The sequence below is a fragment of the Iodobacter fluviatilis genome (genome assembly GCF_900451195.1).
Lineage (GTDB): Bacteria > Pseudomonadota > Gammaproteobacteria > Burkholderiales > Chitinibacteraceae > Iodobacter > Iodobacter fluviatilis.
Genome location: NZ_UGHR01000003.1, coordinates 496150 through 518272, shown reverse-complemented (window position 1 = coordinate 518272; position 22123 = coordinate 496150). Strand labels below are relative to the sequence as shown.

The window sequence follows — 22123 nt, the reverse complement described above, 5'->3', positions numbered from 1 at the left end:
AACACGAAAGCCCCTCATCTGCGGACAGCGGCGGCTGCGGAACTCGCTCACAAGCTCGCTCAAACAGGCATCAAAGAAACCCCGCCCGCTTGTTCCTCGCTTCGGCGTGTTTCAAGGGGGGGGTTAAAAAAGCCCTATGCATAGAGCTTGGTTATTATGTCTCTTCGCTGTTTGCTAATGATAAAACAATTTGATTAACACTTACTTACTTGCTCCTACCATACACATTTTTTAATCCTTTATTCCCGCACCAGTAACTTCGCTGCAATCACCCCATTCACCACGCCAAACACCAGCGCCGCAGCCGCAAACAGGGGGACTAAATGAATGATGCCATTATGTGGAATCAGCCACAGCCGCGCTAATAATAACTGCCCGGCCATATGGGCAAAGGCGGCGGCCAGAGAATGCGATACTGGCCCAAACCAGCGCTTGGGTAAGGAATTTGCTGCCGCCAAGGCCAGCAGGCTGCATAAGCCACCCATCAAGCTCATGGCAAAACCGGGCGATAAAAAACCTCCGATGACAATACCACTGCCAATGATTCTGAGCATGGAAATCCATGCGGCATCCCGCCAGCCAAAACGCCAGAGTGCAATCAGGGTAATGATATTAGCCAGCCCCGGCTTAATGCCGGGTATAGGCGATGGAATACCTGCCTCCAGTACAGACAGCGCAATCGCCAGCGCGGCATAGCGGGCAATACGCACATCATCGGGGCTAGGCTTGATGCGGATTTCAGTAGCTGAGACTGTCGATTTCATAAGGGCGCGAGCCTAAAAGCTCGATGCTGATCCGGTTAGGCAGGCAAATCGCCATCTGGCCAGCCTGATCCAGCCAGCCCATGCGCACGCAATACTGCCGCGGGCTAGGGTCGCTGCTAATCCTGACCCGGCCCGATTTTACTTCAACCGAGGTCAGCCCGAGGGGGCCTGCTACTTGCAAAGTACGCTCGGCGTTTAAATCCAGCTCGGCAAAAACTTTGCCTGCCTGATATATACGTACCCGCGTGGCACTATCCTGCCGCCAGCTCCAAAAGCCCAGATACACCACGAAAGCCAGCGCCAGTAAAGCAAACGGCCAGTCACCTGGCCGCATTACTTTATTATTCACCCTCCCCTTGCTCTCTAAGGGGCAAGAGGGAGCGCCTGCGCCACCATCGATTTTAGGCATGTTGCTCGCGGTGTCTGAGCAATACTTGCCGATGCTCGGCAAAGTATTTAGCCAACTGCTCAGCCAGATAAACCGAGCGATGCTGGCCGCCTGTGCAGCCTATGGCTACCGTAATATAGCTGCGGTTATCGGCCTCAAACTCTGGCAGCCATGCCTCCAGAAATGTTCTGATATGATTTTGAAAGCGCCCTACTACTTCTTGCCGCACTAGAAAATCCATCACCGGCTGATCTTTACCGGTGAGCGGACGCAAAGCTTTATCATAATAAGGATTAGGCAAACAGCGGGCATCAAACACAAAATCTGCATCCATAGGCAGGCCGTGCTTAAAACCAAACGATTCAAAAATCACTGTAAGCCTAGAGCGATCCAGCGCTACAAATTGTCGGATCCAACTACGCAGCTGATTAGCCGATAAATCACTGGTATCAATACGATGAGCCTGGGTAGAAAAATCCACCAGCATCTCTCGCTCCAGCCCAATCGCCTCACTCACGGTTAATTCACCACTGGATAAGGGATGACTACGACGTGTTTCTGAAAAACGTTTGACCAGCGTATCGTTATTGGCTTCCAAAAACAGCATTTGCACATCCAGCCCCAGCTCCAGCAAGGCTTCAAGATGATTGGGAAAACTAGCAAAGTTGTGAGCGCTGCGTACATCAACCGAAATAGCAACATTGGGATAGCCGTCTTCGTCCAGCAAAGCCACTGTTTGCGGCAGCAAAGGCGCGGGCAGATTATCGATGCAAAAATAGCCTAGGTCTTCCAAAGCTTTCAGCGCAACGCTTTTCCCGGCTCCTGATAAACCAGACAGCAAAATAAGCTGCTGCTTACTCATTCGCCCATCTCCATAAACTTTTGGTGTCTTTCAATAAACTCACGCGTGGAATCTATGCCGCGTAATTGCAAAATATAATTTCTAACCGCGGCCTCAACCAAAACCGCTAAATTTCGACCGGCCGCCACAGGAATCACCAGTTTGCGAATCGGCACGCCCAGAATATCCTGCGTAGCGGCCTGCATTTGCAATCTATCCATCGGGGCGACTTTCTCGCCGCCGGCCTTAGCCAGATGCATAATCAGCTTCAACGTTTTACGCGGCCTGACGGCGGTTTCTCCGAAAATAGTACGGATATTGAGCACGCCAATCCCGCGCACTTCCAGAAAATCTCGCAACATCGGCGGGCAGCGCCCTTCCAGCGTTTCGGGATTGGTGCGATAAACCTCAACCACATCGTCTGCCACAAGGCCATGGCCGCGTGAAATCAGCTCCAGCGCCAGCTCGCTTTTACCCATAGAGGATTCGCCGGTCAGCAATACGCCGACTTCAAGCACATCCAAAAACACCCCGTGCAGATGCGTGGAAACCGCCAACGCCTTCGAAAGGTAGTAGCGAAGTACATCCATTAAATAAGGGGATTGCTCGGGAGAGGTAAGCAGCGGCACATGAAAACGCTCGGAGGCTTCGCGCAGGCAATCACCCACAATTTGCCCATTGGCCACAATCACCGCCGCCATTTCATTTGAAAACAAGCGGGCAAGGGATTCTCTTTGGGCTTCAACGCTAAGCTGCAGCAGATAAACCGTTTCTGCCACCCCAAGCACCTGAATGCGGTTGGGGTGGATAAAATTCAGGTGGCCCACCAGAGATAAGGTCGGTTTTTGCTCCGACGCATCATTAGATAACAGATTATTCGCACCCGATTGCCCTGCTACCCAAGTGAGTCGCAGTTTTTCGGCGTTATCAATAAAAAGTTGTCTAACTGAAATCTGTGGCATAAGGCTCCCAAGTGCTGATTAACTTCCAGATCTGGCCTGGCTCTGTTGCTGCCAGCAAGCTCTCCCGCAAGACTTTATCCGAGAATAATTGAGCAAGTTCTGACAAAATTTGCAGATGTAAATCAGTAGCGTGGGCCGGCACAAGCAATACAAACACTAAAGAAACAGGCTTGCCATCAGGTGCGTCATAAGGAATAGCCTCATTCAGACGCACAAAAGCACCTGTCGCTTCTTTTAATCCTTTAATCCGGCCATGCGGAATGGCAACGCCTTGGCCCAAGCCGGTGGAGCCTAGTTTCTCACGGGCAAAGAGGCTATCAAAAATAACGCTGCGGGCAATACCGTGGCTATTTTCAAACAAAATACCGACTTGTTCGAAAATACGTTTTTTGCTGCCAACTTCCATATCAAGGAAGACATTTCCACTAGGCAGTATTTGGGCGATCAAGCTCATTGTAGACAGACCAAAACAAGGACGACACCTATTGTAGCGCCGTCGTTTAAAAACAAAAACGGGAACCTGAGTATTCCGGTTCCCGCTAAGATGAGAAAAGTCGCTTTATTCAGCGGCAGGCTGGTGCTGTTTAATGGACTCGTTACGATGATCCATCGATTTTTCTTTGTGCTTCACAACCTGTCGGTCCAGCTTATCAGCCAGTAAATCAATGGCTGCATACATATTCTCATCCGCTGCTTCTACATGGATATCGCGGCCGCGAACATGAACGGTGGCTTCAACCTGATGTTGCAGTTTCTCCACGGAGAGGATGACATTAACGTCAATCACATTATCAAAGTGCCGGATGACCCTTTCCATTTTGCTGTTTACATACTCGCGGATAGATGGGGTCACTTCAAGATGATGGCCACTGATATTCAAATTCATAGGGTTACTCCTTCCGTTGGGGCCTTACAAACTTTTGCGCTGACTTACTGGGTAAATCTGCAACGCCTCACGGTATTTGGCAACTGTACGACGCGCTACCACAATACCCTGAGCGGATAATGCTTCTGCCAATACGCTATCACTTAAAGGTTTTTTCTTATCTTCTTGCTGCACCATCTGCCTGATCAATGCTTTGATCGCTGTAGCAGAACACTCTCCTCCGGCATCCGTATCTACATGGCTACCAAAGAAAAACTTAAATTCATACAGGCCACGCGGCGTGAGCATATATTTTTGCGTGGTCACCCTAGAAATAGTCGACTCATGCAAATCCAGCTCTTCGGCGATGTCCCTGAGTACCAAGGGGCGCATCGCGACTTCACCGTGTTCGAAAAACGCCCGCTGCCGCTCTACAATCGCTGTTGCTACCCGCAAAATAGTATCGAATCGCTGCTGCACACTTTTTACTAACCAACGCGCTTCTTGTAACTCTCGTGCTAAATGAGAGCCATCGCCTTTTTGTAAGATATCTGCATAAAGACGGTTTACCCGTAATTTTGGCATCGAGGCATCGTGTAATCTGACACGCCAAACGCCTCTTACTTTTTGCACAATCACGTCAGGGCTTACATATCTGGGTGATGCTGCAGACCATTGCGCACTCGGCCTGGGGTTTAAACTTACAATCAATTCTTGCGCAGCTTTTAACTCAGCATCCTCGCATTTAAAGGCTCGTTTAAGCTTAGTGTAGTCCCGTCCGGCTAATAAATCGAGTGAATTCTGGGCAATTTTTAACGCTAATTCTCTTGCTGCACTTGCAGGTTTCTGGCGCAGTTGTAAGCACAAACAATCTGCAGTATCCCTTGCTCCCACCCCTAAGGGCTCCAAGTGCTGTAAGCGAATCAAAGCAATCTTTAAGTCATCAAGTTCGAGTTCATAATCTTGGATAAGTTCCTCTGGAAGCTGAGAAAAAACATCTTCTAAGGATTGAGCAAGAAAACCTTCATCATCCAGCGCCTCAATCAGCATCAATAACAAAGACTTATCTCGGTGCGACAAGGGCAATAAACCGGCTTGTTGCAAAAGATGCTCCCGCAAATCTAAATCACGGGCAATATTGCTGGCAGGGTCGAAATCTTCATCATCATCCGATCCGACATGGCCAGTGCCTTCCCAGCGCAAACCGTCATCTTCACCCATTTCCCACTGAGGCTCGGGCTGCTCTGCCTCGCCTGCGGCAGCTTCCTCGCCCCGCTCCAGCAGCGGATTTTCACTTAAATACTGTTCAAGCTCTTGCTGAAACTCAAGGGTAGAAAGTTGCAGCAGCTTAATGGCCTGCTGCAACTGAGGAGTAAGATTAAGTTGCTGGGATAACCGCAGCTGCAGGGTTTGTTTCATTTACATACGGAAATGTTCACCGAGATACACCCGACGCACACTTTCATTTTCTACAATATCTTTCGGAGCACCTGACGCCATCACCGCACCTTCGGAAATGATGTAAGCGCGATCGCAAATACCAAGGGTTTCCCGCACATTGTGGTCAGTGATCAAAACACCGATTCCTCTTTGCTTTAAAAAACCAATAATACGTTGAATATCCATCACGGCAATCGGGTCTACCCCTGCAAATGGCTCATCAAGCAAGATAAAACGCGGGTTAGCGGCCAAAGCTCTGGCAATTTCTACCCGGCGCCGCTCGCCCCCTGATAAACCCATTGCACCTGCATCACGCAAATGTGCGATATGTAAATCATGCAAAAGCTCATCTAAGCGGGCGTTCATTTCTTCGCGGTTTTTACAATGCAGTTCAAGCACCGCAGTGATATTTTGCGCCACTGTCATTTTACGAAAGATAGACGCTTCCTGTGGCAAATACCCCAAACCACGCCGCGCCCGCTGATGAATGGGTAAATGACCAATATCCTCGCCATCCAGCGTAATTCGCCCGCCATTCATGGCCACGAGGCCAACAAGCATATAGAAACTGGTGGTTTTGCCTGCGCCGTTTGGGCCCAGTAAACCCACTACTTCACCACTAGAAATCTCCATAGTGACATCACGCACTACGGTTCTTTTACCGTAACGTTTTTCCAGCTGTTCAGCACGTAAAGAGCTGGTCATGGGGCAGGTGCCTTTTTCGGTGTAATCACGATATTCACGCGCCCATTGCCTTCAGGTTTACTCTGCGCCTGATAGGCTTCATTATTCAGATCGTAGGTAATCAGATCACTATAAATTTGATCTTCCCCACGTTTGACCCATGCTTTGTCCATTAGTTTAAGAATGCCAGTATGACCATCGTAATCAAAGCGTTGCGCTTCGGCATCTACCCAGTCATTACCACCATCCATTTTCTGCCGGAAGCGCACAGGGCTGCCATTGCCAGCAACAAACTGATTGCCCGCCTCATCTTGCCGTACCGTCAGCTTATCAGCGCGGATACTGAGCGTGCCCTGAGTCAGCACCACATTTTTGGTACAAACGCTGGCCTGTGTTTTTTGATTCATCACACAATTTGCAGCCTCAATATTGATCTTCTTTTCGCGGTCTGCTTTTTCTGCATAAGCAGAGCCTGCCAGCAACATGAGTAAAACAATTTTAACGGGTACGAATCGGCTCATAGCTCATCCTGACTTTAGATTTAAGTTCCAGCGTTTCAGCCTTGGAATCAGCAATAAAACCAACTGACTCAATAACATACGTGCCCATTTTTGCAATTGCAGGCGCTTCAGAGCTTGCGAGGCCCGCCTGTGGCAAGACATGCATATCGCGCCCATTAATAGTGAGCTCTGCCTGTGTGCCGCTGGCCGCTCTAACCATGGTTACTGCACCGGGGAACCACACATCGCTCCCCTGATTCACTGATTTAGCCCGCTCACCATGTACATCCAGCTGGGGCTGATCCGGCGCGGTATAGCGCAGCTGCGGTTTTTCCAGCCACGTAATATCACCAGCAGGTAAATGCGAAACATGAGTCGCAGTTAATAAAGACAAAGGCTGCCCGTTTTCTCCGAAACGCACAGCTGTAGCCTTATCAACCAGCATATCAGGCTGATCTGAATTAATAGCCACAGTTGAGCCGGGCATACTTGCCGCCCTGTCCAGCAGCCAAGTCAGGCTGCCCAACAAAACAACAAGGGCCAAAGGCAGCAGGCGGGTTGTACCGGGCACTGCCATCAGGCGAGGTAAGGCGCCATAGCGGCATCAAGCGTGCCCTGGGCCTGCATCAGATACTCGCACACTTCCCTGACCGCACCACGTCCACCCGGGCTGCCCGTAATGTAATGCGCGTGCTTGCGTACCAGCTCTGGGGAATCAGGCACGGCAACGGCAAAGGCCACCCGCCGCATCACGGGGATATCAATGACATCGTCGCCCATATAACCACAGGCGTCTTTGCTCACACCCGCTGCCAGCAGCAAATCTTCGTAGCTGGCGCGCTTATCATGTGCACCCTGATAGAGGTAATCAACACCCAGATCTTTTGCCCGTTTTTCCACTAATTTTGAAGTGCGGCCCGTAATAATAGCGAGCTTAACACCCGTGGCGCGCAGCATCTTCAGCCCATGGCCATCTAATGAATTAAACGCCTTCAGCTCTTCACCGGCATCGGTGTAGTACAAACTGCCATCGGTCATTACGCCATCAACGTCAAAAATCATTAAACGCACTGCTTTGGCCATATCGGTCATTATTCTGTCTCTCAATATTTTTACTCGTGAGGTATTGCAAACCGTCACCGGAAAAAAGCAGAAACCCGCATTTCATAAAGAGTAAATGAAGGCTTCCAAGGCTTTTTCTATGTGCAATAAGCACCATGCCAGCTACAACCAAAATACGCAGTCAGTTTGCAACAGCCTTCCATTTTAAACTACACGGGCACGCAGCAGGTCATGCATATTAATGGCACCGATCAAGCGGCCCGCCTCCAGTACCAGTAAACCATTGACCCGGCGGGCATCCATTTGCTGCACCGCTTCAGCGGCCAGCTTGCTTGCCTCTATCGTGGCAGGCTTGAGCGTCATCACCGTAGAAACCTTGGTATCTCTCACATCAACGCCCAGATCAAGCGCGCGGCGCAGATCGCCATCGGTGAAAATGCCTGCCAATTTACCTTCAGCATCCACCACGGCGGTCATGCCCATGCCTTTTTTGCTGATTTCCAGCAAAGCATCACGCAGTAAAACATCCTGCTGCACTACGGGCAACTCATCACCGGTATGCATTAAATCACGGACCAGAACCAGTAAGCGCCTGCCTAAGCTGCCACCCGGATGTGAAAGCGCAAAGTCTTCGGCCTGAAAACCACGCGCTTCCAGCAAAGCCACCGCCAGCGCATCACCAAGAGCAAGGGCTGCAGTTGTGCTGGCTGTAGGTGCCAGATTCAAAGGACAGGCCTCCTGCGACACACCCGAATCAAGATGAACAGTTGCTTGCTTGCTCAGCGTTGATTCAGCATTGCCGGTCATGGCAATCAGGGGAATGCCAAGTCGCTTCAGGCTAGGCAATAAAGCAATCACTTCATCACTTTCGCCAGAGTTCGACAGCGCCAGCACCACATCGCTGCGGGTAATCATACCCAAATCGCCATGCGCGGCTTCAGAAGGATGGACAAAAAAAGCAGGTGTGCCGGTACTTGCCATGGTGGCAGCAATTTTTTTGGCAATATGTCCCGATTTGCCAATTCCGATCACGATGACCCGCCCATGGCAGGAAAGAATCAGCTCGCATGCTTTAACAAACTGATCATTAATTCGCCCGGCCAGTGCGAAAACAGCTTCAGCCTCAACCCGAAGTACGCTACGTGCACACCCGAGGATAAATTCAGCATTTTTCATATGCGCGAAAGTATAAGAGAAGCACCCCCTCTCCCGCCACCTGCGTCTGCTGGCAATATGCCAATCAGGATCAATAAATACGGTGGTTTATGCATTTAAGGACAATTTGCAATAGAACTTCGCAATAAAATCAGGCTAAGATCTGCAATGAGAAAACCATAATTCACCTGCCATACTAAGAATTAATCTGTGGCAACAAAACGACTCCGCTGATTTGCACAATGGCCCATAACCCGCCGCTTTGGCTGGCTAAGATGTGGAAAACCACCAGTACGGGATTCCCCCTTAAGCACACGAAAACAACTCAGGCTGCCAGGATGTAATCCTCAGCATTTTGTCTGCAAGCGATAAACTAACTCTGCCTATGTCCATCCATCTGTCCTCTTTATTGCTCCTGCTTGCTGCTGCTGTTTTAACAGTTGTACTTTGCCGTCGTCTGAAGCTTCCCGCCATGCTGGGCTATCTGCTGGTGGGCTTACTCATTGGCCCACACGCCCTAGGTTTTATTGCCAGCAGTAATGAGGCAACGCACTTGGCAGAATTTGGTGTGGTGTTTCTGATGTTTACACTGGGGCTGGAGTTCAACCTAGCGCGCCTGAATGCAATGCGCCGCATTGTATTTGGTTTGGGGTTAATGCAAGTCGGAGCCATGCTGTTCACCGTGATGGGGATCTGCTTTTTTGCTGGCATGGACTGGAAAGTGGGGCTGGCTCTAGGCGGCGTGCTCTCTATGTCATCCACCGCCATGGCATCCAAACTGCTGGCCGATCGTAACGAACTACATTCTCCGCACGGGCAAAACGCGATCGGCATTTTGCTGTTTCAAGACTTAGCCGTTGTGCCCTTTCTGGTCATGATTCCGGTGCTTAGCCTTCCCGGCAGCGAGCTGCTGATGGCACTTGGGCTGGCGGCGGTAAAGATTCTGGTGGTCTTGTTAGTGTTGCTCTACTTCGGGCAAAAGCTGATGCGCCCCTGGTTTAATATTGTGGCCAGACAGCACTCCAGCGAGCTGTTTATGCTTAACCTGCTCCTTGTCACGCTGGGCATTGCTTGGATCACCGAGCTGGCTGGTTTGTCTCTTGCCCTCGGCGCCTTTCTGGCTGGCATGCTGATTGCCGAAACAGATTTTCGCTATCAGGTTGAAGACGACGTACGCCCTTTCCGGGACTTATTGCTCGGGCTGTTTTTTGTCACGGTAGGGATGAATCTAGATTACACGGTGCTGCTTGCCCAATGGTGGCGGGTGCTGTTGGTGCTGTCCCTGCTGGGGCCGGGAAAAATCTTAATGATTGCCGCGCTCTCCCGCTTGTTTGGCAGCACACCCGGCGCAGCATGGCGCACGGGCTTTACGATAGGCCAAGGCGGCGAATTTGCTTTTGTTATGCTGGCTTTAGCCTCTAAAAGCGCCCTACTGTCTGAAGATATTTTACAAACCACCATTGCCGGCATTGTTTTATCCATGCTGATTACGCCATTTTTAATTCAGCACTCAGATAAATTAGTGCTGCGTCTTGCGCGTTCGGAGTGGATGAACTTAGCAGCCAATCTGCACCAGATTGCCGTGCGCAGCATGCAGCAGCATGGCCATGTCATTTTGTGCGGCTATGGCCGCAGCGGCCAGTCTTTAGCCCGTGTTTTAAGCCAAGAAAATATTGGCTTTTTTGCGCTGGATTTAGACCCAGACATGGTGCGTGAAGCCTCTGCAGCCGGTGATTCCGTCGTTTATGGCGATGCAGCCAAGCGGGAAGTATTAATTGCTGCAGGCTTAATGCGGGCCAGCGCCATTGTTGTTACCTACGCCGAAACCCATTCGGCCATGCAGATTTTAGAAATCGTGCACTCAATTCGCCCGGAGCTGCCCGTTGTTATCCGTACCCAGGACGATAGCGATATCGATCAGCTCAAAAATGCCGGGGCCACCGAAGTGGTCGCCGAGATCATGGAAGGTAGCCTGATGCTGGCCTCGCATACCCTGATGTTGCTTGGCGTGCCTTTGAATAAAGTGGTCCACCGCGTACGCGAAGTCCGGGAAGCACGCTACCAGCTGCTGCGCGGTTTTTATCGCGGCGTAAGCGAAGATGCCGATGATAGTGAACGCCCGCAGCCGCGCTTACACACGATCTACCTTGCCAATGATGCTGCGGCAGTGGGCCAACATCTGGGCGAGCTGAAGCTCGAGAATCTGAATATTGAGGTTCGCAGCGTACGCCGCCGCAATATGCCCCCCACGCAACCCGATGCCAGTTTTGAATTACATGCCGGAGATATTCTGGTGATTTTAGGAGAAAGCGATAATCTGGCTGCGGCCGAAATGCGTTTGCTGCAGGGCGATTAAAAAAACACTATCGCTTAATATACAGCAAGTTACAGCACAAACAGATTGACTTACACAAAAAGAAAGCTGACCATGGGCGCTCGCATCCCTGCTTTACAAAAGCAGAAATGCAAAGCCTGGTGGCGGACTAAAACACCATTTAAGCCGCTGCTGCATCCTTACCAAGGAGGTTTGTATGCGTCGTCATCGCCTTACCCTGCTTGCCTTACTCTCCGCCACACTCTTCAGCCAAGCCCCAGCGGCTGAAATCCCCCCTGAGCTGCAAAAAGCGGCCAGCAACGCCATGCTGCTACAGCTGCAGCCCTCAACCCAGCAGGGCGTTATGGTCGAAATCCAGAAATCACTCGCTGATCCGCGCTGGATACTTGGCAGTGCCACCCTGATCCTGCCCTCGCACTTGGATGAAGTTCCTGAAACCCGCTTCTTTATGGCGGAATACACCGCGAATAACTGGCAGGTGGCCATTGAAGGCAGCGCAGAATATGCGCAGCTTATGGAGCAAGCGCCAAACGCGCTTTTTGCACCCAATGAAAGAAAACTTCTGCTGCAAGCCCATAGTGTTAATCAGCGGCTAAAACGCAATGCACCGCTGGCAGAAATACAAACGGGCCTTGGCCTGCCATGGGCTGAAGGCAGCGCATGGCGGCTGACCGGCGGGCCGCACGGCGACGATCAAACCAGCCGGCCTTTCAATTCTCTGGATTTTGCAGGCGGTAACGGCCAGGTACTCGCCCCACGCGACGGGCTGATTTATCAAAGCTGCCTGCGTAATGGCAGCGGGCTGATTACCCTTGTCCACAACAACGGCTTCAGCAGCAGCTATTACCATATGGAAAACCTGACTAATCTGAGCAATGGGGCCTCAGTCAGCAAAGGCACTTATCTGGGAAAAATCGGCATGGGCCTGCCTTGCGGCGGTTCAACAACAGGGCCTCATGTCCACTTTGCCCTTAAACAAGGCAGCAATAAAACGCCGGTCGATGGCAAAATCATCGGTGGCTGGTTGTTCCGCGAAGGCAGTGCCCCCTATCAGGGCTACGCATTACGCAATGGGAATCGCGTCAATGTTGGTGGCCAGCTGAATAACTTTGGCGGGGGCAACTCGCTGCCTTCTGGTGTGATTACGCCAAAAAGTGGTGACAGCTACGTTAATTTGCGCCAATCACCCTCTTTAAGCGCTGCCATCACAGGCAGTTTGCAAAAGGGAGAAACGGCCACAATTGTTTGCAGCACTCAGGGCGACTGGGTAGATGGCGTATGGGGGCGCACCCAGCTCTGGAACCGCCTAACAGCAGGCAGCTGGATCAGCGATGGTTTTATTGATACCGGCAGCAATCAGGCCGTTGCACCGCCTTGCTGACAGCGTAAAAAAATCCACGCCGCGGCGTGGATTTTTTACCTCTAACGGCGATTATTAAACTTAGGCCTTTTACCTAATTTCACAGGCAAGACGACGGGTTTGCCTCGGCGAAATATTTCCATCTCTACCTCTTCATCAGGCTTGAATGCCGCAATCAGATTCAGCATTCCCGAGGCATTACGTACTTCTGAGCCACCAATTTTTAGTAAAACATCGCCAGGCTTCAGGCCTGCTCTATCGGCAGGACCGCCACGTACTACGCCGGCAATCAGTGCGCCCTTTGCTTCATCTAGACGAAAAGACGCCGCCAGCTCTGGTGTCACTTCCTGCATCTCTACCCCCAGCCAGCCGCGTGTCACGCTGCCGTCTTTAATCAGCGCATCCATAATTTGCCGGATAGTTGATGCAGGAATAGCAAAACCAATCCCCAGGGAGCCGCCAGTTCTGGAGTAAATGGCAGTATTAATGCCTACTAAATTACCCTTGGTATCGATCAAAGCACCGCCAGAATTACCGGGATTAATCGGGGCATCGGTCTGAATAAAGTTTTCAAAAGTATTGATACCCAGCTCGGAGCGCCCTAAAGCCGAGATAATCCCCATCGTAACGGTCTGCCCCACGCCAAAAGGGTTACCAATGGCCAGCACAACGTCACCGATTTCTGCCTTGCTTGCATCTGCAAAAGTAATAGCAGGTAAGCGATCCAGCTCAATTTTAATCACCGCCAGATCAGTATCAGGATCTGCACCAATTAATTTAGCCGTTGCCGTGCGGCCATCCGATAAAGCCACTTCAATTTCATCGGCCGACTCCACCACATGATTATTGGTGATGATATAGCCCTGCTCAGACACAATTACCCCTGATCCTAGACTTGAAGCACGCTGCTCTTCGCCCCCTAGGCGATCGCCTAAAAAGCGCCGGAACCGCGGATCATTGAGTAAAGGCGGCAGCGGGGTCTTTACTTCCTTAGCAGTGTAGATATTTACCACCGAAGGCATCGCTCGCTTTGCGGCAGGGCTGTATGACGCCACCGCAGGCGCAGAAGCCACTTCTGTATGGTTTTGCTGCACGGTCACCACAGGCGCGGGCGCAGGTGGCTGAAGCAAATCAGGACGAAGTAAGGACAATAGAAACCAGACAGCAAGACCTGCTGTTGTAGTTTGTGCGAAAATTAACCAAAGTTTTTTCATGTTTTCCAAGGCGCTGTTGAATATGCCCATAGCACGACAAGATCTAGAAAATTATATCGGACAACTGCTGCTCGTAGACACCTGGCGTGACTACTGCCCAAATGGGCTGCAAATTGAAGGACGTCCTACTATAGAGCGTATCGTCACCGGGGTGACTGCCTCCCAGGCATTGATTGATGCCGCGATCGATTTAAATGCGGATGCCCTGCTCGTTCATCATGGCTTCTTCTGGAAAGGTGAAAACGCCTGCATTACCCGCACCAAGAAGGCCCGCATCGCTAAATTGCTGGCGAACGATGTTAATTTATTCGCCTACCATCTTCCCCTTGATGCGCATCCCACACTGGGAAATAACGCCCAACTGGGAGAAAAATTAGGCCTCACAGGCACCCATCGTTTTGGTGATCAGAAACTGGGCTGGCTGGGCGAGCTGGAAAAACCGCTCACATTGGCAGAATTTACACTACAAATTGATGCGCAATTACAACGCTCCCCGCTGGTTATTGGCCCGGCAGAGCAATTAATCAAACGCGTTGCCTGGTGCACCGGCGGGGCTCAAAGCTTTTTTCACGAAGCGGCGCAATTAGAGATTGATTGCTTTATAACGGGTGAAGCCTCTGAATTTGTCACCCATCTGGCACGGGAAAGCGGAGTGAGCTATATCGCCGCAGGCCATCACGCCACAGAGCGCTATGGCATCGAAGCATTAGGCAAGCACCTGGCCAGCCAATATGGGCTGGAACATATTCATCTTGACCAAGCGAACCTCGTCTAATGAAACGTTTTTTACTCTCTCTGGCCACCCTGGCCCTGCTTTCAGCCTGTGCCAGCGCCCCTCAGAGTACGGGCACCAATCAGACCAAACCCCCTGTCACTATTCAGCAAAACCCAGTAAATACGCCAGAAACAACAAACAGCCAGCCCAGCATTCTGATTAAAGACAGGCCAGCGCGAGCGATCTTTGACGATATCGTGGTCTATCGTAAACAAAAAGGCATGCAGCTCAAACGCAGAACGGCCCAGCGTTTAGAATTCAGCATGCAAATTCCTAATGTTACCCAAGCAACCGAGGCCAGAATGAGTTATATCCTTGCCCCGCTTGATGGAGGCTGGCAGCTTTCAGCCAGAGTCTGGCAAATTACTGCGCCCGGAACAGCACGCGAAAGTGTCAGTGAAATTACATCGGCTGTCGCCGATAAAATACATGAAGAATTACAGACTTACGCCCGTTCTAAGCCCTAACCTAGGGCACGGGCAAGAAAGATTATCGAAGACATGCGCGCAAAGCTTTAAGTTCCCCTGTCGTTTCAGGTAGAATTTGGTGGTTTTAGCCGTCAATCAGGGATTGGGTTATGAGTGACCAGCAAGTAGATAACAGCAAACGGCGATTCCTGCTGATCGCCACGGGCGTTGCCGGTGCGGTAGCAGGGGCGGGTGTAGCTACGCCTTTTATCGCCAGTTTTTTTCCTTCAGAGCGGGCCAAGGCTGCGGGTGCCCCCGTAGAATTGGACATCAGTAAGCTTGAACTGGGCCAACAAGTGACCACCGAATGGCGGGGTAAGCCGGTTTGGGTTGTGAAACGCACACCCGAAATGCTGGCTAACTTACCAAAGCTCGACGGCAAACTGACAGACCCAACATCAGCTGCCAGTGAGCAACCAGAATACTGCAACAATGCAAACCGTTCGATTAAACCCGAAATCTGGGTTGCACTTGGCGTCTGTACACACTTGGGCTGTTCGCCAACCTTCCGCCCTGATCTGGCTCCGGCCGATTTAGGCCCGGAATGGCTGGGTGGCTTCTATTGCCCATGTCATGGCTCCAAATTCGACCTCGCTGGCCGCGTCTATTCCGGCGTTCCGGCACCGAAAAACCTCGTCATTCCACCGCACAAATATATTACAGAAGCGCGGTTGTTGATTGGCGACGATAAATAGAGGCTGACCCATGAGCAAAGCACAAGAGATGGGCCAGCAGGCCCTCAACTGGGTGGATGAGCGTTTTCCGCTGACCTCCACCTGGAAAGCACACATTTCCGAATACTACGCACCAAAAAACTTTAACTTCTGGTACTTCTTCGGCTCCCTGGCGATGCTGGTACTGGTGATTCAGATTGTCACCGGTATTTTCCTCACCATGAACTACAAGCCGGATGGTTCTTTGATTCCGGGTACCAATATTTCGGTGGCATTTGCCTCGGTTGAATACATCATGCGTGATGTGGCAGGCGGCTGGCTGATTCGCTATATGCACTCCACTGGCGCATCGATGTTCTTCGTCGTGGTTTACCTGCATATGTTCCGCGGCCTGATTTATGGTTCTTACCAAAAGCCACGTGAGCTGATCTGGGTATTCGGCATGATGATTTACCTGTGCCTGATGGCTGAAGCCTTCCTAGGCTATCTACTGCCTTGGGGTCAGATGTCATTCTGGGGCGCGCAGGTTATTGTTAACTTGTTCAGCTCGATTCCCGTTATTGGCCCAGATTTATCGGTGCTGATTCGTGGCGACTTTGTGGTGTCTGACGCTACACTGAACCGCTTCTTTGCACTGCACGTGATTGCACTGCCGCTGGTATTACTGGCGCTGGTTGTTGCTCACTTGGTCGCCTTGCACGAAGTAGGTTCAAACAACCCGGATGGCGTAGAGATTAAGAAAAAGAAAGACCCGAAGACTGGTATTCCACTCGACGGTATTCCTTTCCACCCTTACTACACCGTTAAAGATATTTTTGGTGTTTCAGTATTCTTGGCCGTATTCAGCGCAATTATCTTCTTTGCGCCGGAAATGGGCGGTTACTTCCTTGAGCACCCGAACTTTGATCCGGCTGATGCACTTAAAACTCCTGCGCATATCGCACCGGTTTGGTACTTCACTCCGTTTTACGCCATCTTGCGCGCAGTACCTTCCTTTGCTGGTACGCAAGTTTGGGGTGTGATCGCGATGGGTGTCGCCACCATGATTATTGCAGCGCTGCCTTGGCTGGATAAATCCCCAGTGAAATCGATCCGCTACCGTGGTCCGATTTACAAAACCATGCTAACTCTGTTTGTGATTGCCTTTATCGGCCTTGGTATCCTTGGCGCATTGCCTTCGACCAATGTCCGTACCGTGATCGCACAGATTCTGTCTGTGGTTTATTTTGTCTTCTTCTTGGCGATGCCTTACTACACCAAGATTGATAAGACCAAGCCGGTTCCTGACCGCGTAACGATGCACTAAGGGGAGGACAACATGAAAAAAACACTCAATACACTGCTGTTCGCCCTGTTAGCCAGCGTTAGCTTTGGCAGCCAGGCCAATACCGAAGTGCATCTGGATAAAGCGCCGATTAATCTGCGCGATACCGAAAGCCTGCAGCGTGGTGCGCAAACCTTCGCTAACTACTGCTTGTCCTGTCACGGTGCGGTAGCTATGCGCTACAACCGCCTGCAAGACATCGGCCTGACCGAAGACCAGATCAAAGCCAATCTGATGTTCCCTACAGAAAAAGTAGGTGACCTGATGAAAGTGTCGATGCAAGCCAAAGACGCCAAGGTTTGGTTTGGTGCAACGCCGCCTGATTTGTCGGTTATTTCACGCTCACGCGGTGCAGATTACCTCTACACCTATCTGCGCAGCTTTTACCGTGATGAAACCCGCCCTACTGGCTGGAATAACCTGACTTTCGATAAAGTCGGTATGCCTAACGTATTGTGGGATTTACAAGGCCAGCAGGAATTAGAAGTTAAAAAAGAAGGTGAGCACGAGCATAAAGCGCTCAAACTCGTTAAACCAGGTAGCCTGACCAAAACGGCAGAAAATGGCGCATTCGATCAAGCCGAATTCGACCATCGTGTTGCAGATCTGGTGAACTATATGGTTTATATGGGTGAGCCAGCTCAGGTTAAACGCGAGCAAATAGGTTATGGCGTATTACTATTCCTATTATTCTTTTTAATTCCAATCAGCTATATGCTGAAAAAAGAATACTGGCGCGATGTTCACTAAACGCATTTAGTATTAAAAAAGCGATAAGGCTTCCTTATCGCTTTTTTTATGCCCGCCATTTACAGCAATAAACATACCGAATAATTCCACTCACCCCCAGATCAATATCCTTCAAAAACTAATCTTGCTGTTTAAATTAATACCGCACAATTTCTTACACATTGTTTTCAAAAAATATGGATAAACGGCGGAAAAAATACATTAAAAATGTAAAAACCTAACTAAAGTATTATCAGATACCTTTATGCAATCTTTTGTAAAAATTACAATATTTTTATAAAAAACAGAAAATAAGTAAGAAAATACAGAACCATCCCATTTGGGAGCTTACTGTGGCCAATATAGCGACCATCTTAAATATTTGCAGTGATCCAGTGCAATTGCAGCAAAGCTCGCAATTGTTAAACCTTGGTGGCTATAAAGTACTGACTGCGGCTAGCAATGAAAAAGCCTTACAACTTTGTCACCACGCGATTGATGCCATTATCATCGGCGGGCTTTCCAACACAAAAATCCCCTTGTGCTGTACGTTTCAAAGCAAACTCAATACCCAAAATATCCCCCTGCTGCTGCTACACCAAAAGCATCAACCCTGCCCCCTCTGCCTAGCCCACAGCCGGACTGCCGCGCTCAGCTGGCCTTGTGATCTGGCCAGCCTGATGGATGCACTTGGACAGCTCATTAATCAGCAAACACCAGCAGCTGAACACACAAGCCTACCAAGACAAGCTGCTTTTTTTGACCAAAGCAACGATTTAATTTGCACCCTCAGCGCCAAGGGACAGCTGGATTACCTTAATCAGGCTGGCTATAAACTGCTGGGGCTCAAACCCAATGAAGCCTCTGGCAAAATGCTCAGCGACTTTATGCCACCGGATGCACAAGCTGCTTTCAATGAATCCACACTTCCCCAAACGCTTAAAAATGGCATCTACAGCCAGGAAAGCAGCTTGTTCGATGCTTTTGGCAATCAGCACCCTCTCTGGCAAACCCTGATCAATCAGCCTGAGTACTCGCCCTTTAACATCATCTTGCGTGCACGGGATATCTCACATCAAAAGCACACCGAACACGAATTGCAACAGCAAAAACTCTTTCATGCCGCACTGGAAGCACTCAGCTTGGCGGTCATGATTAGCGATTCAAAAGATAAAAATCACCCTGTGGTTTATATAAACCAAGCATTTTCAGCGATCACAGGCTACAGCGCCAAAGATGTACTAGGGCAAAACGGCCGGATTTTACTGCGTAATAAACTGGATCAGCCCGAATTAGAAATCCTCAGGCGCACTCTGCGTAACCGGGCCTGCGGGCACTTCGTCCTGGAATGTTTTCGCAAAGATGGCGCGCGCTATGCCAATGAAGTATTTGTTTCGCCACTACTGGATCAGCAAGGTGAAGCCACCCATTACATCAGCATTTTTCATGACGTCAGTGAGCGCCAGAGGCAAGAGCTGCAACTTGCACAGTTAGCCACCCATGACCCGCTCACAGGCCTTGCTAATCGCGCCCTGCTCAACGACAGGCTGGCGCGTGCCATTACCCACAGCCAGCGCTACAACAGCATTGCGGCCATTTTACTGATTGATTTAGACCGCTTTAAAAAAGTAAACGACAGCCTGGGCCATGCCATTGGTGATATTTTGCTTAAGCTGGTGGCCAGCAGGCTGGAATCCATGATGAGGGCAGGCGACACCATCGCCCGAATGGGAGGCGATGAATTTGCCATCGTCAGCGAGCTGGTCAATCAGGAAGATGCCGCAACCGTTGCCAGAAAAGTGCAGCAAATGCTCTCCACGCCTTTTCATATTGGCAAAACAGAGTTGTTTATTACCCCCAGCATAGGGATCAGCTTTGCCCCTATGGATGGAGCCAATGCAGATTCGCTCTTACGACGTGCCGATGTAGCCCTGTATCAGGTAAAAGAAAATGGCCGCAATCATTTTAGGTTTTTCTCTCCGGAAATGAATCAAAGGGCCAGCCATATTCTGGAAATGGAATCTGCACTGAGAAATGCACTGCAAAATAAAGAATTCCAACTTTATTATCAGCCACAAATTGATCTTTATTCAGGAGAATTAATCGGAGCAGAAGCCTTAATACGCTGGCAACACCCCGAAATGGGGCAAATACAGCCTAGCCAGTTTATTCCATTTGCAGAAGAATCCGGCATTATCATTCCAATTGGTGAATGGGTACTGAACGAAGCCTGCATACAGGCTAAGAAATGGCAAGAGCAACTCTCTATTCCTGTTACCGTCAATCTTTCTGCCTTGCAATTCCGCCAAGAAAACATTGTAGCAATCATTACTAAAGCGCTCAATAACGCAAACCTTGAAGGAAAATGGCTGGAATTAGAATTAACCGAATCTGTGGTCGTGCAAAATTTGGATGCCGCAATTATTTATTTAAAACAGCTGAAACAGCTTGGCATTTCGCTGGCAATGGATGACTTTGGTACAGGCTACTCAAGCCTTGGTTATTTAAAACAATTCCCATTTAACACCTTAAAAATTGACAGGTCATTCATTCAGAATGTCACAACAGAACCCAATGATGCCTTAATTGCCATTGCAATTATCAGTATGGCCCACAGCCTAAGGCTGAATGTTGTAGCAGAAGGAGTAGAGACGGAAAGCCAGCTTAATTTTTTGCACAGACAAAACTGCGATCTGATTCAAGGATACTATTATTCCAAACCACTGCCTGCAGATGAATTTGATACATTTATTGCCAATGTAAAAAAACAGCCTTTTAAAAACAAAATAAGAGAACAAAATTCACGCACATTACTTATTGTTGATGATGAGCCGGATATTCTGAATGCACTCAAGCGGCTTTTTCGCCGCAGTGGTTATCAGATCTTTACCAGCACATCGGCACTAGATGCACTTGAATTACTGGCTTTAAATTCAATTCACGTCATTATTTCTGATCAGCGCATGCCCCAGATGCATGGCTCGGAATTTCTACGTCGTGTCCGTGAGCTTTACCCAGATACAGTAAGAATTATGCTTACCGGCTATACCGAGCTTAATGCTTTAACGAATGCCATCAATTCTGCAGGAATATATAAATTCATCACCAAACCATGGGAAGACGAAGATCTCTTAGAAGAAGTTCGTCATGCCTTTGCATATTATGAACAAACGATTAAGCACAAACAGGGATCTTTTTAAAAAATGGAAACGACAATAGAAATTAATCATTGGAAAAACAGAAAATGGCTATATTTAATTATTGGAAACGACTAAGTCTGCACAGCCGTTTTTATATACTATTTTTATATTGCATTGCTGCCTTTCTGCTGTATGGGCATATTGCCCTTAGTGCAGCAGAGGGTACGGTTACTCTGGATGCTGTAAAACTAAGAATGACCGGCTTGTGCATTGGTATCATTATTACAGGGTTAATACTGATATCAGCACTCAGCCGCAGCGCCATCCAAGCGATGTCGGATATTTATGAAGGCTTAAACCAGATCAATGATCATCATGATTGGGAAATGCGTTTAAAAGTAAATGGCAATAATGAATTTAGCAAGCTAGCAGATCAGCTGAATTATCTTTTTGAAAATATGCAGCAGCTGGACCAGCGTATCAAAGCAAAAACGATTCATCTGGAAGAAAGTAATCAACAACTTCGTGAAGAAATGGATGCCCGCCAGAAAGTAGAATCACAATTAGAAAAAAAGACTCAGGATCAGGCACAATTAATTGATCATCTTGAAACCACAAAAATGCAGCTGGCTCAGGCTGAAAAAATGGCATCAATCGGGCAGCTTGCTGCTGGAGTAGCTCACGAAATAAACAACCCGCTTGGCTTTATCAGCTCAAACTTAAACACTCTCAATGAATACAGCAATAAATTAATTGCCGCTCTGGATGAATACAATAACACGGGCACAATCAGCGATGAAATAAAAGTGTCTATTATTAAAAAACACGATCTTGCCTATATTACTGATGACCTAGCTGCCCTAGTAGCAGAATCAAAAGAAGGGCTAGAAAGAGTAAAAGGTATTGTAAAAGATTTAAAAGATTTTTCTCATGTAGACTCAGGAGAGTGGGCCCCGGTTGATATTAACAAATCGATTGACAGCACCATCAATATGGCAAAAAACGAAATCAAGTATAAAGCAGAAATAATCTTAGAATACTCAGATTTACCTAAGGTAGAAATCATTGGATCACAATTTAATCAGGTCATACTTAATTTACTTGTTAATGCCGCCCAAGCAATTGAAACATTTGGAAAAATATTAGTACGCACCCGAATGGTTGATAATAATATTTATGTAGATGTACGCGACACAGGCAGTGGGATTGCACCTGAAAACCTCAACCGGATTTTTGAACCATTTTTTACAACCAAGCCAATAGGAAAAGGAACTGGCCTTGGACTTTCCTTAGCCTTTGGACTGATGAAAAAAATGCACGGGGAAATCAGCGTGAAAAGCATTGTAAATAAAGGCAGTTGTTTCACATTAAGAATTCCTATTAATGCAAGAGAGTTAAATAGCCTGAGCGAAGCTCAGGCCCTTTCTTAAACCAAATAGATTTT

General features: G+C 49.0%; 22 protein-coding genes. 9 read left to right on the top strand and 13 right to left on the bottom strand.

What is annotated here, in order from left to right:
• Positions 1-239: 239 nt before the first annotated feature.
• From DYD62_RS17750 to DYD62_RS17695, 12 genes are all read right to left on the bottom strand, one after another.
• Positions 240-764 (bottom strand): Gx transporter family protein, encoded by a 525-nt coding sequence (locus DYD62_RS17750; protein WP_115228727.1) that lies wholly within the window; start codon positions 762-764, stop codon positions 240-242.
• A complete protein-coding gene (locus tag DYD62_RS17745; protein ID WP_233702965.1) occupies positions 739-1173 on the bottom strand; it encodes a NusG domain II-containing protein in 435 nt (144 codons plus the stop codon). Before DYD62_RS17745 ends, DYD62_RS17750 begins: the two co-directional genes overlap by 26 nt.
• Complete coding sequence (gene rapZ, locus DYD62_RS17740) at positions 1166-2014, bottom strand: RNase adapter RapZ (protein ID WP_115228726.1); 849 nt, start codon at positions 2012-2014, stop codon at positions 1166-1168. The genes DYD62_RS17745 and rapZ overlap by 8 nt, the downstream gene beginning before the upstream one ends.
• Positions 2011-2955: an HPr(Ser) kinase/phosphatase gene (gene hprK / locus DYD62_RS17735; protein ID WP_099399307.1), complete on the bottom strand. Its 945-nt coding sequence runs from the start codon at positions 2953-2955 to the stop codon at positions 2011-2013. Before hprK ends, rapZ begins: the two co-directional genes overlap by 4 nt.
• On the bottom strand, positions 2936-3409 hold the full coding sequence (locus tag DYD62_RS17730; protein ID WP_099399308.1) for a PTS sugar transporter subunit IIA: 474 nt from the start codon (positions 3407-3409) through the stop codon (positions 2936-2938). Before DYD62_RS17730 ends, hprK begins: the two co-directional genes overlap by 20 nt.
• A 105-nt stretch (positions 3410-3514) precedes the next feature.
• Positions 3515-3841, bottom strand: a complete 327-nt coding sequence (gene hpf, locus DYD62_RS17725; RefSeq protein ID WP_099399309.1) for a ribosome hibernation-promoting factor, HPF/YfiA family — start codon at positions 3839-3841, stop codon at positions 3515-3517.
• A gap of 24 nt (positions 3842-3865) precedes the next feature.
• The gene (locus DYD62_RS17720; protein WP_115228725.1) at positions 3866-5239 is read right to left on the bottom strand and encodes an RNA polymerase factor sigma-54; all 1374 of its coding nucleotides are present in this window, start codon (positions 5237-5239) and stop codon (positions 3866-3868) included.
• Entirely contained in the window at positions 5240-5965 is a 726-nt protein-coding gene (lptB, locus tag DYD62_RS17715) for an LPS export ABC transporter ATP-binding protein (protein ID WP_099399311.1), read from the bottom strand. It abuts the gene before it with no gap.
• Positions 5962-6465, bottom strand: a complete 504-nt coding sequence (gene lptA, locus DYD62_RS17710) for a lipopolysaccharide transport periplasmic protein LptA (RefSeq protein WP_115228724.1) — start codon at positions 6463-6465, stop codon at positions 5962-5964. Before lptA ends, lptB begins: the two co-directional genes overlap by 4 nt.
• Complete coding sequence (gene lptC / locus DYD62_RS17705; RefSeq protein ID WP_115228723.1) at positions 6443-7021, bottom strand: LPS export ABC transporter periplasmic protein LptC; 579 nt, start codon at positions 7019-7021, stop codon at positions 6443-6445. Before lptC ends, lptA begins: the two co-directional genes overlap by 23 nt.
• A complete protein-coding gene (locus DYD62_RS17700; protein WP_115228722.1) occupies positions 7021-7536 on the bottom strand; it encodes a KdsC family phosphatase in 516 nt (171 codons plus the stop codon). The genes lptC and DYD62_RS17700 overlap by 1 nt, the downstream gene beginning before the upstream one ends.
• A gap of 174 nt (positions 7537-7710) precedes the next feature.
• Complete coding sequence (locus DYD62_RS17695; protein ID WP_115228721.1) at positions 7711-8682, bottom strand: KpsF/GutQ family sugar-phosphate isomerase; 972 nt, start codon at positions 8680-8682, stop codon at positions 7711-7713.
• 364 nt (positions 8683-9046) lie between these two features.
• On the opposite strand from DYD62_RS17695, the gene DYD62_RS17690 reads away from it, so the two are divergent.
• Positions 9047-11017: a monovalent cation:proton antiporter family protein gene (locus tag DYD62_RS17690; protein ID WP_115228720.1), complete on the top strand. Its 1971-nt coding sequence runs from the start codon at positions 9047-9049 to the stop codon at positions 11015-11017.
• A gap of 175 nt (positions 11018-11192) precedes the next feature.
• Positions 11193-12377 carry a M23 family metallopeptidase gene (locus DYD62_RS17685; RefSeq protein WP_115228719.1) on the top strand — a complete coding sequence of 395 codons (1185 nt, stop codon included), beginning with the start codon at positions 11193-11195 and terminating at the stop codon, positions 12375-12377.
• 41 nt (positions 12378-12418) lie between these two features.
• Here DYD62_RS17685 and DYD62_RS17680 read toward each other — a convergent pair whose 3' ends face one another.
• Positions 12419-13570: a Do family serine endopeptidase gene (locus tag DYD62_RS17680; protein ID WP_115228718.1), complete on the bottom strand. Its 1152-nt coding sequence runs from the start codon at positions 13568-13570 to the stop codon at positions 12419-12421.
• Positions 13571-13592: 22 nt separating this feature from the next.
• On the opposite strand from DYD62_RS17680, the gene DYD62_RS17675 reads away from it, so the two are divergent.
• The 7 genes from DYD62_RS17675 (at position 13593) to DYD62_RS17645 (ending at position 22109) form a co-directional block, all read left to right on the top strand.
• Positions 13593-14345, top strand: a complete 753-nt coding sequence (locus DYD62_RS17675) for a Nif3-like dinuclear metal center hexameric protein (RefSeq protein WP_207916621.1) — start codon at positions 13593-13595, stop codon at positions 14343-14345.
• Positions 14345-14812, top strand: a complete 468-nt coding sequence (locus DYD62_RS17670; protein WP_115228717.1) for a hypothetical protein — start codon at positions 14345-14347, stop codon at positions 14810-14812. The genes DYD62_RS17675 and DYD62_RS17670 overlap by 1 nt, the downstream gene beginning before the upstream one ends.
• Before the next feature lie 110 nt (positions 14813-14922).
• Entirely contained in the window at positions 14923-15507 is a 585-nt protein-coding gene (petA, locus tag DYD62_RS17665) for a ubiquinol-cytochrome c reductase iron-sulfur subunit (RefSeq protein WP_115228716.1), read from the top strand.
• Between the two features lie 10 nt (positions 15508-15517).
• Positions 15518-16792, top strand: a complete 1275-nt coding sequence (locus DYD62_RS17660) for a cytochrome b (protein WP_115228715.1) — start codon at positions 15518-15520, stop codon at positions 16790-16792.
• A gap of 12 nt (positions 16793-16804) precedes the next feature.
• Positions 16805-17560 (top strand): cytochrome c1, encoded by a 756-nt coding sequence (locus DYD62_RS17655; RefSeq protein WP_115228714.1) that lies wholly within the window; start codon positions 16805-16807, stop codon positions 17558-17560.
• A gap of 332 nt (positions 17561-17892) precedes the next feature.
• Positions 17893-20739 (top strand): EAL domain-containing protein, encoded by a 2847-nt coding sequence (locus tag DYD62_RS17650; RefSeq protein ID WP_115228713.1) that lies wholly within the window; start codon positions 17893-17895, stop codon positions 20737-20739.
• Positions 20740-20783: 44 nt separating this feature from the next.
• Complete coding sequence (locus tag DYD62_RS17645) at positions 20784-22109, top strand: ATP-binding protein (RefSeq protein ID WP_115228712.1); 1326 nt, start codon at positions 20784-20786, stop codon at positions 22107-22109.
• Positions 22110-22123: the final 14 nt, after the last annotated feature.

Coding starts and splice junctions, on each gene's coding strand:
- DYD62_RS17750 (WP_115228727.1), bottom strand. CDS start 764: ATGAAATCGACAGTCTCAGCTACTGAAATCCGCATCAAGCCTAGCCCC.
- DYD62_RS17745 (WP_233702965.1), bottom strand. CDS start 1,173: ATGCCTAAAATCGATGGTGGCGCAGGCGCTCCCTCTTGCCCCTTAGAG.
- rapZ (WP_115228726.1), bottom strand. CDS start 2,014: ATGAGTAAGCAGCAGCTTATTTTGCTGTCTGGTTTATCAGGAGCCGGG.
- hprK (WP_099399307.1), bottom strand. CDS start 2,955: ATGCCACAGATTTCAGTTAGACAACTTTTTATTGATAACGCCGAAAAA.
- DYD62_RS17730 (WP_099399308.1), bottom strand. CDS start 3,409: ATGAGCTTGATCGCCCAAATACTGCCTAGTGGAAATGTCTTCCTTGAT.
- hpf (WP_099399309.1), bottom strand. CDS start 3,841: ATGAATTTGAATATCAGTGGCCATCATCTTGAAGTGACCCCATCTATC.
- DYD62_RS17720 (WP_115228725.1), bottom strand. CDS start 5,239: ATGAAACAAACCCTGCAGCTGCGGTTATCCCAGCAACTTAATCTTACT.
- lptB (WP_099399311.1), bottom strand. CDS start 5,965: ATGACCAGCTCTTTACGTGCTGAACAGCTGGAAAAACGTTACGGTAAA.
- lptA (WP_115228724.1), bottom strand. CDS start 6,465: ATGAGCCGATTCGTACCCGTTAAAATTGTTTTACTCATGTTGCTGGCA.
- lptC (WP_115228723.1), bottom strand. CDS start 7,021: ATGGCAGTGCCCGGTACAACCCGCCTGCTGCCTTTGGCCCTTGTTGTT.
- DYD62_RS17700 (WP_115228722.1), bottom strand. CDS start 7,536: ATGACCGATATGGCCAAAGCAGTGCGTTTAATGATTTTTGACGTTGAT.
- DYD62_RS17695 (WP_115228721.1), bottom strand. CDS start 8,682: ATGAAAAATGCTGAATTTATCCTCGGGTGTGCACGTAGCGTACTTCGG.
- DYD62_RS17690 (WP_115228720.1), top strand. CDS start 9,047: ATGTCCATCCATCTGTCCTCTTTATTGCTCCTGCTTGCTGCTGCTGTT.
- DYD62_RS17685 (WP_115228719.1), top strand. CDS start 11,193: ATGCGTCGTCATCGCCTTACCCTGCTTGCCTTACTCTCCGCCACACTC.
- DYD62_RS17680 (WP_115228718.1), bottom strand. CDS start 13,570: ATGAAAAAACTTTGGTTAATTTTCGCACAAACTACAACAGCAGGTCTT.
- DYD62_RS17675 (WP_207916621.1), top strand. CDS start 13,593: ATGCCCATAGCACGACAAGATCTAGAAAATTATATCGGACAACTGCTG.
- DYD62_RS17670 (WP_115228717.1), top strand. CDS start 14,345: ATGAAACGTTTTTTACTCTCTCTGGCCACCCTGGCCCTGCTTTCAGCC.
- petA (WP_115228716.1), top strand. CDS start 14,923: ATGAGTGACCAGCAAGTAGATAACAGCAAACGGCGATTCCTGCTGATC.
- DYD62_RS17660 (WP_115228715.1), top strand. CDS start 15,518: ATGAGCAAAGCACAAGAGATGGGCCAGCAGGCCCTCAACTGGGTGGAT.
- DYD62_RS17655 (WP_115228714.1), top strand. CDS start 16,805: ATGAAAAAAACACTCAATACACTGCTGTTCGCCCTGTTAGCCAGCGTT.
- DYD62_RS17645 (WP_115228712.1), top strand. CDS start 20,784: ATGGCTATATTTAATTATTGGAAACGACTAAGTCTGCACAGCCGTTTT.